Below are 16,471 nucleotides of genomic sequence, written 5' to 3'. Positions count from 1 at the left end.
CAATTCTTGAGAATTATCCTTATTTATTATAAGGGTAGCAAAGGGTAGTTGCGTTCTCTCCACATTAGGTAAGATAGGTTTTATCGTACGAACTATTTCGAGCAGCTGACATGCTTGTAGGATTTTCCCTCGAAATGCCCAAAACATATTTTAATAAGGGTTGTATACGTTTTGGGTCTGCAGGCGAAGGCTTCTCTCCGATTTTTACACACCCCCGTTTTTTATAAAATTCTTCAGCTTCTTTACTACTCCATAAGATAAAACTGTGTTTTCCATATGTTCTAGCCATAGCAAGACAAAGATCCCATAACATTTTCCCATAACCTTTATATAAATACTGAGGCCCTACAAAGAAGTTATCTAACTCTAATTCTCCATCTTCATTAATATAAAGTGAATAAAAACCAACTCTAGTTGCGTCCTTTAGAAGAACTTCAGCTTTTGAAACCTTCAAAATTTCGGGCGTGAAAGAAAGTTTACGCATAAATTCATCTAAATATTCTGTACTATAATTATCTCCTCCCGCCGTTCTTTTTGATTCTAACATCAACCTATTTAAATGAACCAAGTCTGCTTCCACAACGGCTCGGGAAATTATATTGACCCCCATAAAAACATTAGGGTGCAGAGATGCACTCCGTCCGAAATGTTGATTTGCATTATCCTCTTCACTTATGGGGGGCAAAAAACCAGAATTAGAATTAGAATTAGAACTCGAATTAAAACTAGACTCATAGGGATTTGCTTTCCTTGAAAGCATTCTTCTTGGGGCTGCTCCAACAGGATATTTATCCCCTTCTTCATTTGATTTAATTTTTATTTGTTTATAGGCTTCACCCGATTGATTTTTAAGAACGCGAAAGCCTACAAGATCTTGTTCAACTGATACATAATATTTACCGTTAAGAGGATTTGTAAGACGCCTGAGGCCTTTATTACTTCTTTCGCTTCCTTCTGAAAGAACTGCACTTGACTGTTTAATTTTATTTTTAGTCTTATTGGAGATTGACGTATTAGGGAAGGAAGACCGAAGTGTTTTCAGGGAAGGTTCCATTGAAGTGTCTCTAAAGTCATAAGCTTCAGAATGAGAAATCCACAAATTTAATAGAAAGACTATAAATATATTGATAATCATTTAATTTTCCCTCCTTAAGGCATGCTAGAAAACGCTATTAAATCATTAAAGAATATATAAAGAATTTAATGTTCGTTGCTTAGTTAGAATCGTCCCTAATAAAATTTTTTTCAAGGAGATATGATTAAAAATTAAGGCTATTTCCAACTGATATTATAGCGGCTTAAATTACTCTCTAATAAAATTTAATTTTAGGAACAATCTTCAAAATTATTATTAAAAATCTCCCAATCGACATTATATTATATTAAAATAATCAAAAATACAATATCGGTTCATCAATACGCATTAAATTTCTAAATTAATTTTTCATGAACTTCATTGTGCTGTACTAACTTAGTTTTTATTCTTTCGATATGGGGAGAATTTTTCGGAAACTTTTCTTGAACAATTACAAACGCGCTCTTTAAGAAGACATTGGATTGATTTAATGATTCTCTTGATCTTACTAAATCCAATTTAGCCAGTTTCTGTGATTTTTGGTAATAAACATCAGCTAAGACTTCCAAGGCCATATACGCATCTGCATGCTCTGCTTTTTGCAATATTTTTAAACTTTTCTCTAAATAGTTTACACCTTTATCTTAATCCCCTGCCCGGCAATAATTCATTCCCATTTGCAATAAAATTTTTGCGGTTTCAATATGATTCTCACCGTAGTGCTTTTCTGAAAGTTTATATGAAGTTGCAAAAATTTTATCTGCCTCTTCATAATTACCTAAATGCATATACGCTATACCAAGATTTGTAAAAACCCAAGGCATTCTGAAATCATTCTCTATCCCTCTATCTTTAAGATGCTCAATCCCGACTTCTATTAATTCTTTACCCCCTTGATTCTTATCTGCGAGAAGAAGGGCACTTCCCAAATGAATAAAAATGGCATTCGTTGAGACATAAGTATGTTTTTCATGCTTCTTATAAATGACTTTACATCGCTCTAGAAGATGTATGGCCTTATCATAGTAACCAATATGAGAATAGGCTTCAGCTAAATATACAGATGACCAAGCCACTTCGATATGATCTTCGCCTAAATTACTCTTGAATATTGCCACAGCTTTTTCCAAAATCTCATTAGCCGCAGCATAAAGGCCTAATCTGGAATAAATACGACCCAAGTAAACCATGACTTCTGCCGTAATAATGCTGTCTTGGCCGTGTTTTTGGATATAAATTTCAAGACTACGTTCAAGAAGTTGCCGTGCCTCGCCATAGTTTCCTAAACAACGATGCACCAATGACTTATACATTAATGACTTGGCTATTTCAGGATCATTTGATTCATATATCTTTTCGTAAATTTTCAAGGCTTGTTCGGTCAAATGTTTTGCTTTTTTCAAATCTCCTTCATGTAATCGATAGTACGCCCCCATATATAAAGCAATTTTGGCCGCTCGAACTTGTTCATTGGGGTTGCTTTTAAAAATCTCATAACTCTCTTCAAACAAGTTAACAGCTTTTACAAAATCACCCATGTAGAAATAAATTATTCCTAATTCATTCCCTACGACTCCAACATTATCAGCACTTAATATTTCTCGATGACTTAAGAATTGATTCCCATGGTTGAGGAGAAGTTTTATCGAAGCTGTGTCCTTCGTATCTCCAACTTCAGCAATAAAATTTGCTAGCGTCGTACTGATTTGTTGCAATAGGGGCAAATTTCCTTTTAATTCTTCTGCTTGGCTAAGATAACAAAGACTAATATGTTGGGTACTGCGATGGATCGATATCGAAGGTATTGTATTGTAATCCCCTGAAGATTCGTTTGTGATAAGGGAATATCTTTTTAAATTATAAATAAAGTCATCAACTACCAATTCGCTTTTGTATTTATTTAACAATTTTTTAGGTATGTTTTGAGAATCTAATAAACTCATAAAAAACAGCAAATCCTTAAAATCTGGACTTGAATCAATTAAATGTTTTAAGGAAAGAGTAACAATACCATAACGAGTTTTAACGTAGTCTCCTATACTTTCTAAAAATACTTTCTGTATTTTTATAAATTCTTCACTATTTTTTCTTATATAATCTAAATATTTAGAATATGAACATTTTGTTTCTTTCAAATAATATGCAGCAATCGTAATATCAAGGGGAAATGAAGGTATGTATTGCAAGAAATGTAATGCTTCTTCTTTTTGCGTGGCATCAAGCTTACTGGCCTCACAATTGAAGAGTATCTTACTCAAAAGTGACAAACCTTCTGCGTCGCTTAACTCTCCCAATTGAATAATGTGTTCGGGTTTTAGGTAACTGTTATTTTTTATAATACTATCCCTAGTTGTGATAATAACATTTCCCTTACCCCAAATTTCGGCATCTTGCGGTAAATATATTTTTATCTTAGATATGGTTTCAACGTTGTCAAATATCAACAACCAATTCGGACTCTGTTTCAAAAGATTTTTGACAAAAGAGAGGACTTGCTTTTCCTTTTCTTTACTATTTTTGATGTTATGAATGAAGTTTAATTCATTCTTTTGACTTTCTGTTTTCGCCAAACCATAAGCTAAGTCCTTAAATGAATTAACAAGAGTTTCTTTTGTTTCAGCATTAATCTCCCAAACAACAGATGAATGCTGTTTGACACCGAATTGACGGGCGAGAGTCGTTTTCCCAACACCCCCAATTCCAACAACGCCAATTAGCGCTATCCTTTGAATCCCAGTTTGTCCTTGAAGCTTTTCTTCAATTTGATTCAGGAGTTCGGGGCGCTTTAACAAACAATTTTCTGCAGGAATAGGTAAGTCAGAGCGAACGAAAATTGGTTCTCTATGTGGATAAAACGTAGCGTATAATATGGGAATAAATATTAAAAGAAGCCCTACCGTTAAGAAAAAGGACTCTAATTTCATAAATGATCTTTTAAATCCAGCCTGTTCAGAGCTTGAATTGTTGGGTGTCTGGTGAATCAAGACCGTGTCTGGAGCTAAATGAAGCGCAGACTGATCTTCAAAATAAGATTTATATGTAGCAAAATCTTGCTCTGGAAAAAATTTTGCAAGCAGATCAAATAAGGCCTCATAGTAGTTTTCTTTCTCTTTCATGAGGAGCGAAAAGCTTACAACATCATCATTTGCAGGTACATCTAAAGAAATGGGTATTTCCGTAAGCCCTAGAAGATAAAGGTGCTTTTTCAGAATGGGCAAAAACTGGGCATGTTCTACCTCCAAGTGAATTGAGGTTACTTTCTTTCCTTGAATGGAGTATTGCGGAACTTGGGGACCTGAAAAGATATTTCTAGAGATTTTCTCGCAAATGTCTTCAAATTCTTTGAGAAGTATAAATTGAGAATAGTAAGCCTTTACCACCAGATACTTATCGGATTTTTCAATAAAATCTATAATGCCATCTCTAGAATTACAATCCAACTTTTGGCTAATATTTCGAATATGACTATCAACCGTTTTGGGAGCAATTGACAATAGAGAAGCTATTTTTTTTGCTTTTCGCATCTGGAAGATGCAGCTGATAACTTCAATTTCACGCTGAGAGAACTTTATACCGCCAATGGTACAGAGACTTGCAAAATAAATTTCTTGGGGGAGTAAAGCTTTATATTTCGTCATAACATATATAAATCCCCAAGAATAATGGTTATATCCTGCGTGAAGGAATAACAAATTTTAGGTATACAACTTTTATCTTAAGCCTTTTTTTTTCAAGAAGCCTGGCAACTTCATAATTTTTATTAGCTCCTTATTAGCACAAGAACAGTGTTCTGCGAAAGACGTATTCATAAAAACAACTCATTTACATCTCTATCAACATTTTCCCATCATAATTACGGAAGGTAACAATTAGAATTGTCCATATCTCTAAGATTATCTAAAGACTCTATCGCCTTTATTCTGATTTCACTCCACGTATCTTGCCACTCTGGCAGTAAGTGATTTTACCTAAGCAAGTTATAAGTAGTTTTTCCTATAATATGGGAAATCATAGTTTGGTATGATGAATTGATAGGGCATCGATCTTAACGAAAAGGGGTTAATCGAAGTTGTATTAATCCCTAAAAACCGCGTCGAATAAGTAAGATAATGTTCATAAAAAGTTTTGAGATTCTTTGCAATAATTATTGGGTATAGGCCTATGGTGGAAAAAATTGGAGGGTGTATAGCATGTTGGAACATAAAGTATGTTCTTGCCGCCATAATCATTCTGTCATTCATTTTTATGTCAAGATTTATCCAATCCCTCATTTTAAATATCAAACGCGCCATGATGCCAAAAATAGGGACATCAAAAATAACCGCAAAAAAAAGATCTAAAAATAAAAAATAAACGAAGAGGAAATTTGCTATATGATCTGGTTTTTTAGTATGGAAAGAGCAAGTGGGGGGGTTTGTGATAGCTATGATGAACTCTTTCAATGCCTCTACAAACTTAACGTTTCCAGCCTAAGCGACATAAGTGTTTCACCAACTCATACCCCCTCTACCCAAACTGCCCCCTTTTGTAAAAAGCAATGGTGCATTGACTACTGCAAGACGAACAAATATATCGTAATGGAAAGTTTCAATTAATCACTATAAATCGCTTTTATCCCCGACCTCATTCATTTCCTCCCGAATACAATTTTAATTTCTTAATTCAAAGATACCATCGCCTATTTTGAGGATTCTTATGCGTATACAATACTTACGTAAGCTGCTTACGCATGTTCTACGGATAGAAAATTTGGCCATTCTCTTTTAATCCTTAAGTACATGAATATATTTTCGATTTACTTGAAGACTACATTAGGTTTTTTGAAAATAGTTTCAGTTTGCAAAATCTAAATAAGAGATAAAAAAGCAGCACTTGTCATGCTGAACGACTTTGCAAGTGTGTAACAGACCATAGCAACCCGTAATAGAATTTAAAAACCAAGGAAGCATGGGGGAAAATAATTAAAAGAAGAACCACATAAATTAATTTCCTCAGTGGTCGTGTTACACAATGAGCAAAAAGACCTGTCACCACATTTTTATAGCCACCACCCTTTATAGGAGGCCAACATGAAATTATATGCGCGCAATACCTTGATCAGAAAATTTTTACGCATCCTCACAAACACCCTGATATTACCGAATTCATTTTTACATCCCTGCTGGGCATCTCAATATTCACCTTTTCATAATGCTGCGAATTTCCCTTTTCAAAATGAAAATCCTGGCATTCCTGAAACGATGAGGGAGGCGCCTAATTCCCAAAAAATCAGGGATGCCAAACTTGACAAGGCCATAGAGTCGCTTTGCGAGATTCAAAGAATTCATGAGTTCGATCCTGTTATTTTGGATGATACAACCACAAACCCCGCGCCCGCGCTAAATTTCCAAAATATGAATTACGGTAAAGCTTTACCTTTCGTGAAATTTTATTCTGAATGTCCCGAAGAGAGACGTGTCGCTTTTGAACAAAAAATTAAAGCTCCTTTGTTATCTATTTTAGTCGGAGCGGCTGAGGCTTCCTTCAAATTCCCCTCAACATTGCAATATTTGGAACAGCCTCGCGTTATCGGCAATTTTCAAAGCCTGTTAGATGTCGCTATTCAAGATCTTTTTGCTGAGCCCACTGAAGGGTTGGCAGCTCTTGCAGATTCTCTTCAAGGATTGAAGAAAAATAAAAGATTATCCCAAGAACAAGAACAAAGCCTTCGCCTATATCGTAATCTAGCCGGATTTTTCTACGATAAAAAAGCTATCGAGTATTTGAGTTCAACAACGAAACGTGTTTTAGACGTCAAACCAGATGTCACGCAACTAAAAGACAGAATAGCCCTTCTTAGAATTATACAGCTATGTGGAGAAACGTTTAAATTAATGATGCCGTCTACTTTAGCCCTTGAGACAGCAATACCCGATGACGGTCTTCTTGAGGCCTTACGAGACAAACTCTCTCATTTAAGCAAACCTAAAGTTAGAAAACTCTTCGCCCTAACATCAGAGACTCATGTCATTTTTACCAACGTGCTTGACGAAGTTACACGTTTACAAACTCTGTTTATAAGTCTTGGAGTTAAATATCAAAACGCTACAGATACTTTGTCTCCTCCTCAACTTTGGACATACCTAAAATCCCTCAACCTCAATCGTGTTCAGCGCCAATCTACGTCTCAGTGGCCAGGGATTAGGTCTCTCGCTAATTTGTTAGATATATCTCCTACATCGACAAATTTATCTCCTCCTCTAACTTATGAAACTGAAATTCCACAATTGGCTCCCTTACCAGCAGTTTCAGAAGACCACAAACAATACCAGCTGAAACGGACAGAAACTTATAAAGTTTTAACGCGAATAGGAAACCCCCTTAAAAATTCCCCACAACTCCGCCAGGAACTCTTAATTGTTGGCGTAGCCGTTACACAAGAGCGTGCAGAAGAAATATTTACGCAACTTTTTGATGCTCAAGCACAGAGAAAACAGCTATTTATAGCCAATAGAACGCAAGAAGCTGAACAAAAGAAGCAAGAATTATGTCTACTAAAAGACCAAATATATCAAGAACTTGCGGGTATTACAGATGCTCAAGCTCAAATTTATAAAGATCAAGAACAGCAAGCAAAAGTAGCTCAGGAAATTCAAAACCGGTTAAGAGAAGTTTTGCAAGGTATACGTCCGTGTAATGGATTTGGGAATCTTAGCGATAAATATGATGAATTTTGTGATAAAGTTAGAAGTGCGGGGGTCATAGTTCCTGTTGGATCTTTTGATTGGAGCCAACCCCCACAAACCGCTCTAGAAAGAGCTTTTCACAAAACTCACCGGACAGGACTTACCTCTAAATCTGATAAAGATAGCTTGCGACGCACCCGCATTCAAAGCGTTCTCGAGCTGATTAACGACCTTAGAGATGAATTAGACGTCCAAACAACTGTAGAATTTGAATCATATAAAGAAGGATATTCCAGAGTTGTTTCAGGGAAAGCGCGTCTCGTGAGCAACAGCATTCACGCCCTTAAAGACAATAATGGAAGTGCCCTACCGACTTTTTGGAAAATTTACGAGGCATTATGTGAGCTTGAAAACAAAATTAAAGCTGCAGTATCTCAAGGTGAAGTCACTGAACTCATGAAGAATGCGCATTCCTATATTCAAGCCTTTATAACCCAATACGCTGCCTACTTCCCTTCCCCCTCAGCTGAGCAATCAAGGAAAATTGATATTATAAAACAAGAACTTCTTGCGCAAACGCGGGGCGAAAAAGCAATACAGATGCAGGCTTTTATGAAAAGAGAACAGGTTAAAAGTGATCATCGTTTTCATAAGCCAACTCATATTGAAAATATCTTATTAGCCAAAATTAAAGCGGACGAGAGCCGGTTTTCCACTTATGAATTCTTTCTCAGTGCTATTTATGAACTTCTTAAGGAAGTCAGTGATTATCCGGAGCTTAAGAGTTTGCGCGATACAGACCAAGTGAGAAATTATTTCTTTCATAGAGATCCATTCGAATTGGATGCGCTTATCGTCAGAAGTCGCAATACCATGGATGGAGGAATTTATATAGGAAACAGCATAGGAACTTTAGCTAAAGAACTCGCCATCCTTACGATTAACGTTAAGTTTATCTTGGAGAATTTTTTGAATCCAGTTTAATTAAGAATTATAAATTTTCTTGTTATTCTTTAATGATCTCGATACTTTATCACAGATATCCAAAATCCAAGCGAGGTTCAAATATTAAAAACCGAGCCAATAAAAGCGCGATAGATGCAAGCCGGATATTGAAAAGAAAAATCGAAAAAATAGAGGAGATAACATGTCAAAAATCATGATTTTAACTGTTTTTATGGGAATCGCTCTCGCAGGATGCAATACAATGGAAGGCGTTGGCAAAGATATGAAAGGGGCCGGTGATTCATTAGAAAACGCCGCCAAAAAAAACAAACCTTAAGCTCATCAGACCTGTGACAATTTAGATTGTCGCCGCGCAAAGCTAAATCTATGCCCCCAGAAGGGCATAGATTCTAAAACACTTCCCCAACCAACTCCCCTTATACACAGGAATCGTTGGGAAAAGCGATTTCGCATTTTTATCAAATTCAAGAATTTCTAATTTTCATAAAAACTTCTAAATTTATTATCACTCTCTTGCAATTTTAGCAAATTTATGTTACATATTGTTTGCCCTTATAGATAAAAGACAATAATAAAAAATTCTTATCTAAAACATCGGGCAAATCCAAAATTGATAAAAATGTAAATCATAAAAGCTTTAAGAGCTTTGGAAATTTATAATACTCGAGGATGAAGAGTGCTAAGCGATTGGAAGAGACTTTTCAATCTATCGTCCGTATTGCATTTTCCCCACGATTTACCGGTTATGTAAGTTGAAAGGCCATAAAAATGGAAACATATTTACCCCCAAATCGGCAATTATCACTTAAAGCCATTGCTTTACCTCATAATCATAATGTGAGTAAAGAGGCTTATAACGGCTGGGTATTGTCACAAATGCACCAAGCGGGGCGTAACATTGCCGCGTGTAAAGCCAGTAGCGATGTGAACGTGCTATCCGTTAATGATCTCGTATTTTATGAGCCTCTTCTCGATGGTGATGAAGTCAGCTATTACGCTGAAATTATTCATAAAAATCATAATTCCCTCACCTTACATATTGAAGTTTGGGCTCATAGAACTTCGCACCCCAACGATATCAAAATAACAGATGGATCCTTTATTTTTGGGGTGAACGACAATCAACACAATTAATAGAATTTTTATGGGGCGGATCTAAATTTTGATTGAGTGTTTTCAATAGAGTTTTCTTTTTTTAGAATTTCTTTTCAGATTCTATTTCGAGCAAATAAGCTTTTTTCTCAAGTCCTCCTGCAAAGCCTGTTAACGTACCGTTGGCCCCAATAACACGATGACAGGGTACAATGATCGAAATAGGATTTTTTCCGTTGGCAGCGCCCACAGCTCGAACCGCTTTAGGATTACCAATTTGCTTTGCTAATTGCCCATAACTTCGCGTTTCTCCATAAGGAATAGTTAACAAAGCTTCCCAAACTTGTTTTTGGAACGCTGTGCCCTTGAAATCGAGTTGCAGCGAAAATTTTTGTAATTTTCCTTCAAAATAGTCCTTCAGCTGACGTTCAGTTTCCAGAAGCATCGCGTGGCCCTCATTTTTCACAAGAGAGTCCACCCGCACCCGCTTCGGATTATCGTTATTCCAAAGAACGGCTGCTAACCCCCTCTCACTTGCAATTAAAGTCAAGGTATCTACTGGGGACTCCATGGTTTTATAGATATAACTTATTTTCTGTCTCCTCCTGAAATGATAACTTAATTATAGGACTAAGGTGTCGTTTAGAGCACGATTCTCTCGATCGAAAGTCGACATAATTTATTTTAATGCCTTGCTCTTGCATTTTTAAATGCCTGGTATAACAGCACCAAACCAAATTCCTGAATATTCTGGGGGGAAATAGAGGAAGATGAATTCCTAATATGATTTCTTAAGAAAAGCTGTGCATCCGGTAAAGTTGAAATATCTTGTCTAGCTGGAGACAGTTGATATCGAGTTTTAGCCACCATCAGATAGGCTGTACCATAATAACTTAAGACAAACTGCTTCATAAGCTCTAATTGCAAACGTTGAACGTCTGTAGGTGATTGCCCAAAATATGTTTCCAAAAATAAGTCTTCCTGAGTGGCCGTGATAGCCATAAAAATAATAACTGTTGCAATATCAAACAAGAAGTTTCCTTGAGCCGCTGCTTCCCAGTCTACTATCCAAAATTTCTCTCCATCCAAAAGAAGATTATCGAACCTTAAGTCGTGGTGACATGGGCATTCATCTATCTTAAACTCTTTTAACGAGGATTCAATTTTATCTAATGAGACTGAGAGCTCTTCCAGAAACTCAGGTCTATCCTCTCCTAACATCCGTTCAAATGATCTTCTAACTTCAAATACCGTTACAAATTCGGGAAACTTGGGTCCTGCGTGAAGTTTTCTCAGCGTTGCGGCTAGTGCTTTAAGATGGTTAGAGTGGGTAAGTTCCTCCCAATTTAAGAGCTTTTGTTTAATATAGTCCATAATGATGATACCATCTTCTGCACTTGTATAATAAATTTTTGGAGATAAGCCTGTGTCAGCACCTAATCTTATACAGGACATGGTTCTTTGTTCATCTCCAAGTTTACGCTTTGGGTGACTGAGACGTAAAACGTAGGGTGTTTTATTAATAACAACTTTGTATATGCCTGGAGATGACAATCCCCCCGTTAATGGCTGAAATTCATTTGGTAGAGAAACATCAAACGCTTTTCTAAATGCTTTAGTAATAGCAACTCTTTTATCTTCAAATGCTTTATCAACACCATAGCAATTAAAACAGGCGAGAACATAAATGTTAAGAAGAATACTAAAATTTCTGAACACTCTCATAATAATTTTTCCTATAGTTTTGTTTGATGTCGCACTCTCAACAAGTTATTTTTTTCCTGAATCATTCTTGGAAAGCAACCAACTCCTGCAACTCTTGGTATAGTCTAAAACTCACACATATGGGGTGTTTTTTATCAAAGGTTTTAAGGTGGTTTACGGTCCCCCGACCTGGAATATGGAATTCTTTACTTGAAGAGGATGATTTAAGGTATTTGAGAAGATCCTCAACGCGCTCCCTAAATTGGTTAAGGGATTGCCCCAAGAGATCGGGATGAAAGGTTATAAATAAAGCATTATTATTAATCTTGCTAGTTAAAGGCTGGGAATATCCCCCTCCTGTTAGAATGCCTGCAAAGATTTCTGCCATTAAAGCAAGTCCAAAGCCCTTATATCCAAATTCTTTTCCTCCCAGAGGCCCTAAAAAGGCCGTTTTTCGCTTCTTATAAAATCTTCTGGGATCACAAACTGTTTTCCAATTCTTATCAAACAACCACCCTTTAGGCGCTTTCTCTCCCTGCAACCATAGTTTCCTGAGCTTTCCTTCAGATACGGCACTCGTCGACATATCCAATATTATTGGAGGATCAGAAGGAACTCCTATAACAATCGGATTTGTACATAATCTTCCGTCGCTACCTCCAAAAGGAAGAACATTTTGACCAGCGCCGGAAAGATTACTAAATCCAATAAGAATGCCACCCTTTTTGCACACAGATGATGCAATTGGCCACAGCCGACCAATATGACCGCTATTTGTCAGCATAACAAAACCTAGTTGATCGCGTTCTAAGTGGTCAATCAAAGCCTCTGCTGCCGCATCTGAGCTTAGGATGCCAAAACATTTTTGACCATCAATTTCGCTGACAAATTTATTGGTTTGTTTCACCCTAGGCTGGTTGCCTGGAATTGTTTGGCCTTGGGTGATTGATTGGACATATTCTATAAGTCGTAAAATGCCATGGGAATCATATCCACTTACTTCATTTTTAATCAATTCATCAACCACCTGACTCGCAATCTTTGGCGACGCTCCGTTCTTTTGGAGGATCTTACAGCCCAATTCATGCAAAGCACCAAAGGGAATCTCCACGTTATGAGAATAACTCATATTAAATGACTTCATCTTGCAAACTATCTTGGATGATTTGACCATGCTTAAATTGAATCACACGGTCCATTTTCTCTAATGAAGATGCCCGATGAGAAATTAATATGATTGTGTGGTCTTGCAGTTTTGGAAGAAGCTGATCCAGGAGCTTTTCTTCTAACTCGAAGTCAAGAGCGGAAGTTGCTTCATCCAATATGAACACGGGAGCTTTTTTGAGATATGCTCTGGCAATAGCAATACGCTGACGTTGGCCTCCAGAAAGCTTGTGGCCGCCTTCCCCAACGATCGTATCGTAACCATGTTCAAGAGAGTGTATAAATTCATCACACAAACAAATCTTAGCAGCTTCATAAACCTCTTCCTTGGAAGCTGCAACTTTTCCAAAGGCTATATTGTCAAAAACTGAACGGTGGAAGAGCATCGCATTTTGGGGAACATATGAAAAAAAGTTCCTCAAATTCTCTACAGGCAAGTCCTTATAATTCTCTCCATTGATCATTATGGTTCCTTGATCAGGATCATGAAGACGGAGCAGTAAATGAATAAGAGATGTTTTTCCCGCTCCAGAACTACCAGAAACTCCTAGTTTTTGACCTGGTGAAATTTGGAAAGTTAAATTGTTAAAAAGGGGTCTATCATGATTATAACCGAAACGAATTTGCGAGAAATCAATTGTATTTGTAAGTTGCATGAGTGTGCTTTTCTGGGCTCCAACAGCTTTTTGCTGGTGAACATCTAAGAGAAGGGATAGGGCTTCTTTGGCTGTTCCAATTTCTTTGAAAAAGTCTGAAAGTTGGGATGAAGTCATCCAAATGGAACGACGCATATAAAAGCAAATAGCTGCTATAAATGAAAAATCACCAACTGATATCCACTTATTTTGCCACCCAAAACTCAAAAATGCAATCATGGAAACTAACAAAATCCAAGAGAAAAAACTGCGCCAAATATCAGCTTTAAAGGTCACAAATTCTGACTTTTCTGTGGAAGAAATACCTTTCTCTTTTAGCTTAAGAAATCCTTCTTCAGCGTAAAGATCACGAGGATAAGCTATCATTGTAATGGCATTTGCCAAAAAATCACCCACATAGCCCAACAGAAGATTTTGCCTTTTAGCTTGCTCTTGAGAAGCCACGATACTTTTTCTGAAAAAGAAAACTGTTACGAGGTTCATGGCGACAAACCAGAAGAAGAAAATAATTGAAAAAAAACTATTGATGAAGGCTATAAAAATGAGAGAAAAAATGAAAGATAGTGTGGTTGGATAGAAGCCGTACAGTAAATTCTTAGATATATTCTCAAAGCTAGTCGTTAAATTACGGTATTTACTAATGAGATCACCTGACAGCTGATTGTAAAAAAAATTGTAATCTCGAGCTTGAATATGTTTCAGCACCATAGTTTGCATATCCGCTCGAATTTTGGGAAAAGTTTTGATCCAAACATAACCACATGACCGCGTCGCAACTTCTAAAGCTAGCATCAAAAAAGCATAGGAAAAAACGGTGTATAAAAGTATATTTTGCGTCTTTGTACCAAATGATAAATCACTTGCTAAATGATCAATAATAATCTTGATAAGAAATGGCGCTATCGTTTCGACTAAACACCAAATCATAGGAAATATGGCAAGAGCAATCAGCCATTTTTTATAAGGCTTTAAAAAGGGCTTAACAAAATTCCAGAAAGATGAATCAGGAACCATCATATAGCCTTCCTCAATGACTTTTCTTCCCCTATTTCGCGAATTGCTGAGAAAACTTCATGAATATCTGACAATGAAATATCCAAGTGAGTCATCATCCGAATTCTTGTTCCATCGAGGGCTAAAACCCGAATGAATTTTTCATGGAGGCCCTTTTCTAATTGAAAAGCAGATAGATGAGGATGGTTAACTTCAAATATAATGATGTTCGTTTGAACTTTAGTTGGGTCTAACTTTATAAATGACAATTCATTTAATAATTTCGCAAGCTCTTTAGCCAGTCGATGCATCTCGGGTATTTTTTTAACATTATGATCCAACCCATATAAGCAACCCGCTGCCAAAATACCTACTTGATGCATCCCCCCTCCTTGTTGAAACTTATAATACCAAGCTTCATCAATGAAAGATCTTGAGCCCGCCAGAACTGTTCCCATCGGTGCACCTAAGGTTTTGGAAAAATCGATCCATACCGAATCAAATGTTTCAGCATATTGTGAGGCTGTGATACCCGTTTCCACAACAGCATTGAGAAGATGAGCGCCATCCATGTGTGTGAAAACATCATAGGAATGAGCAAGTGAGCAAACTTCTTCAATTGTCTTGAGGGGCCAAATCGCCCCTCCCCCAAAATTTGTGGTTTGTTCAACAGAAACAACACGAGGACAAGGAATGTTATATCCACGCGCAGCAGAAATAATAGGCTCTATTTGCTTGGCAGAAAATATGCCTTGTTCCCCTTCAACTAAATAAGGTTGCGCATGAGCTAATCCCGAAATGAGCCCTGAAGATTTGGTCACTGGATGCGCGGTTTGGTCTAAGATAATGAGGTCGCCTGGACGTTTACAAAAGACTCGATAAGCTATTCCATTGCACATAGTCCCTGAAGGTAAAAATACAGCGGCCTCCTTTCCCAAAAGCTCACATACTCTTTCCAAAAGCTTATTAACCGTAGGATCTTCCCCCGCAACTTCATTTCCCACCTCCGCCTCGCACATGGCGCGTCTCATTTCAACGCTAGGATTGGTGTTTGTATCACTAAAAAAGTCTAACTTAAATTTTTTCACAATTTATCCTACTAACTTCATATTTTTGTTTTGAGTTTTCACAACATCTTTAATTATAGAGGTAGCTTGTTCCAAATCTTGGTGCGTAATATGCTTATGTATAACGGCTCGAAGAACACCAGGAACCCAGGGAAATAAGAAAAGACCTTGTTTTGCACATTGATCCAGAAAGATGCCAGAATCATTCATAGGCTCTTTAAGAGTGATTTGCACCATATTGGTTTCAACTTCATTGTAATTAATGCCTATTTCAGGGATGTCTAAAAGCTTCTTTGCAAAATATTTTGCTAATTCGTGATCTTTCTTTAAAAACTCGAGATTATGAGTGAGTGCATAATACGCGCCTGCAGCTTGCATCCCTGCTTGATGAACACCACCCCCCAACCAAATCCGATGTTTACGGGCGCTTTGGATTATTTTCCTACTTCCCATTAAAATCGAACCATACGGAGCTCCTAATCCCTTTGAAAAGCAAACTGATAAGGTGTCTGTGTGGGAGGCATATTGTGATAAAGGAATTCCAGTCTCAATATGGGCATTGAACAACCGAGCTCCATCAAGGTGCATAGAAATGCCTTTCTCTTGAGCCAGACCATAGAGTGCTTTTTGGTCTTCGAAGGGAAATACCTTTCCTGCCCATCCGTTAATTGAGTTCTCAATACTAATCAATCTTACTTGTGCAAAATAGTCATATCTCTGCTTTGAATTTATAGCTTCTTCAATATGTTCAGGGCGTAAGATGCCATCAGGACTATGACACGTATTCATGACAATTCCAGCAATGGCCGCCATGGGGGCACTATCAAAGAAATTAACATGATAGGAATAATCCGTAATTACTTCGTCACCTGGATTCGTTTGTGACAAAAAGGCTAGACGATTAGCCATCATCCCACTGGTCACAAATAAGGCATCTTCTACTTGGAAAAGTTTTTTACAATAATCTTGTAAGAGATTTACACTGTCGTCTTCTCCATAGGCATCATCCCCCACAGGGGCATCTGCCATATATGCTCTCATTTGTCCACAAGGCTTCGTAACCGTATCGCTTCTAAGATCAATCATTTT

Annotated in this window: 13 protein-coding genes; 4 read left to right on the top strand and 9 right to left on the bottom strand. The window is 37.2% G+C overall.

The window, feature by feature from the left end:
- Positions 1 to 64 precede the first annotated feature (64 nt).
- The 3 genes from FJX03_03035 to FJX03_03025 all read right to left on the bottom strand — a co-directional run bounded on the left by FJX03_03035 (position 65) and on the right by FJX03_03025 (position 4,713).
- Positions 65 to 1,135 carry a GNAT family N-acetyltransferase gene (locus tag FJX03_03035; protein MBM3632668.1) on the bottom strand — a complete coding sequence of 357 codons (1,071 nt, stop codon included), beginning with the start codon at positions 1,133 to 1,135 and terminating at the stop codon, positions 65 to 67.
- Positions 1,136 to 1,431: 296 nt separating this feature from the next.
- A complete protein-coding gene (locus FJX03_03030) occupies positions 1,432 to 1,680 on the bottom strand; it encodes a hypothetical protein (GenBank protein ID MBM3632667.1) in 249 nt (82 codons plus the stop codon).
- Between the two features lie 39 nt (positions 1,681 to 1,719).
- On the bottom strand, positions 1,720 to 4,713 hold the full coding sequence (locus tag FJX03_03025) for a tetratricopeptide repeat protein (protein MBM3632666.1): 2,994 nt from the start codon (positions 4,711 to 4,713) through the stop codon (positions 1,720 to 1,722).
- Between the two features lie 735 nt (positions 4,714 to 5,448).
- Here FJX03_03025 and FJX03_03020 point away from each other — a divergent pair.
- From FJX03_03020 to FJX03_03005, 4 genes are all read left to right on the top strand, one after another.
- A complete protein-coding gene (locus tag FJX03_03020; protein MBM3632665.1) occupies positions 5,449 to 5,670 on the top strand; it encodes a hypothetical protein in 222 nt (73 codons plus the stop codon).
- 474 nt (positions 5,671 to 6,144) lie between these two features.
- A complete protein-coding gene (locus FJX03_03015; GenBank protein MBM3632664.1) occupies positions 6,145 to 8,724 on the top strand; it encodes a hypothetical protein in 2,580 nt (859 codons plus the stop codon).
- A 163-nt stretch (positions 8,725 to 8,887) separates the two neighbouring features.
- Positions 8,888 to 9,022 (top strand): entericidin A/B family lipoprotein, encoded by a 135-nt coding sequence (locus tag FJX03_03010; GenBank protein ID MBM3632663.1) that lies wholly within the window; start codon positions 8,888 to 8,890, stop codon positions 9,020 to 9,022.
- Between the two features lie 452 nt (positions 9,023 to 9,474).
- Positions 9,475 to 9,840: a hypothetical protein gene (locus FJX03_03005; protein ID MBM3632662.1), complete on the top strand. Its 366-nt coding sequence runs from the start codon at positions 9,475 to 9,477 to the stop codon at positions 9,838 to 9,840.
- A 61-nt stretch (positions 9,841 to 9,901) separates the two neighbouring features.
- On the opposite strand, the gene FJX03_03000 is transcribed toward FJX03_03005, so the two are convergent.
- The 6 genes from FJX03_03000 to FJX03_02975 all read right to left on the bottom strand — a co-directional run bounded on the left by FJX03_03000 (position 9,902) and on the right by FJX03_02975 (position 16,468).
- Positions 9,902 to 10,390, bottom strand: coding sequence for a methylated-DNA--[protein]-cysteine S-methyltransferase (locus FJX03_03000; protein MBM3632661.1), 489 nt, complete (start codon positions 10,388 to 10,390; stop codon positions 9,902 to 9,904).
- Positions 10,391 to 10,482: 92 nt separating this feature from the next.
- Positions 10,483 to 11,523 carry a hypothetical protein gene (locus tag FJX03_02995; GenBank protein MBM3632660.1) on the bottom strand — a complete coding sequence of 347 codons (1,041 nt, stop codon included), beginning with the start codon at positions 11,521 to 11,523 and terminating at the stop codon, positions 10,483 to 10,485.
- Positions 11,524 to 11,584: 61 nt separating this feature from the next.
- Positions 11,585 to 12,676, bottom strand: coding sequence for an Ldh family oxidoreductase (locus FJX03_02990; GenBank protein MBM3632659.1), 1,092 nt, complete (start codon positions 12,674 to 12,676; stop codon positions 11,585 to 11,587).
- Complete coding sequence (locus FJX03_02985) at positions 12,633 to 14,339, bottom strand: ABC transporter ATP-binding protein (GenBank protein ID MBM3632658.1); 1,707 nt, start codon at positions 14,337 to 14,339, stop codon at positions 12,633 to 12,635. The genes FJX03_02990 and FJX03_02985 overlap by 44 nt, the downstream gene beginning before the upstream one ends.
- Complete coding sequence (locus FJX03_02980) at positions 14,336 to 15,346, bottom strand: aminotransferase class I/II-fold pyridoxal phosphate-dependent enzyme (protein ID MBM3632657.1); 1,011 nt, start codon at positions 15,344 to 15,346, stop codon at positions 14,336 to 14,338. The genes FJX03_02985 and FJX03_02980 overlap by 4 nt, the downstream gene beginning before the upstream one ends.
- 60 nt (positions 15,347 to 15,406) lie before the next feature.
- The gene (locus FJX03_02975) at positions 15,407 to 16,468 is read right to left on the bottom strand and encodes an aminotransferase class I/II-fold pyridoxal phosphate-dependent enzyme (GenBank protein MBM3632656.1); all 1,062 of its coding nucleotides are present in this window, start codon (positions 16,466 to 16,468) and stop codon (positions 15,407 to 15,409) included.
- Between the last annotated feature and the right edge of the window lie 3 nt (positions 16,469 to 16,471).

The organism is Alphaproteobacteria bacterium (genome assembly GCA_016870095.1).
Classification (GTDB): domain Bacteria; phylum Pseudomonadota; class Alphaproteobacteria; order Paracaedibacterales; family VGCI01; genus VGCI01.
Note: the sequence above shows the minus strand (reverse complement) of the source record. Positions and strands in the feature narration are given on the sequence as shown.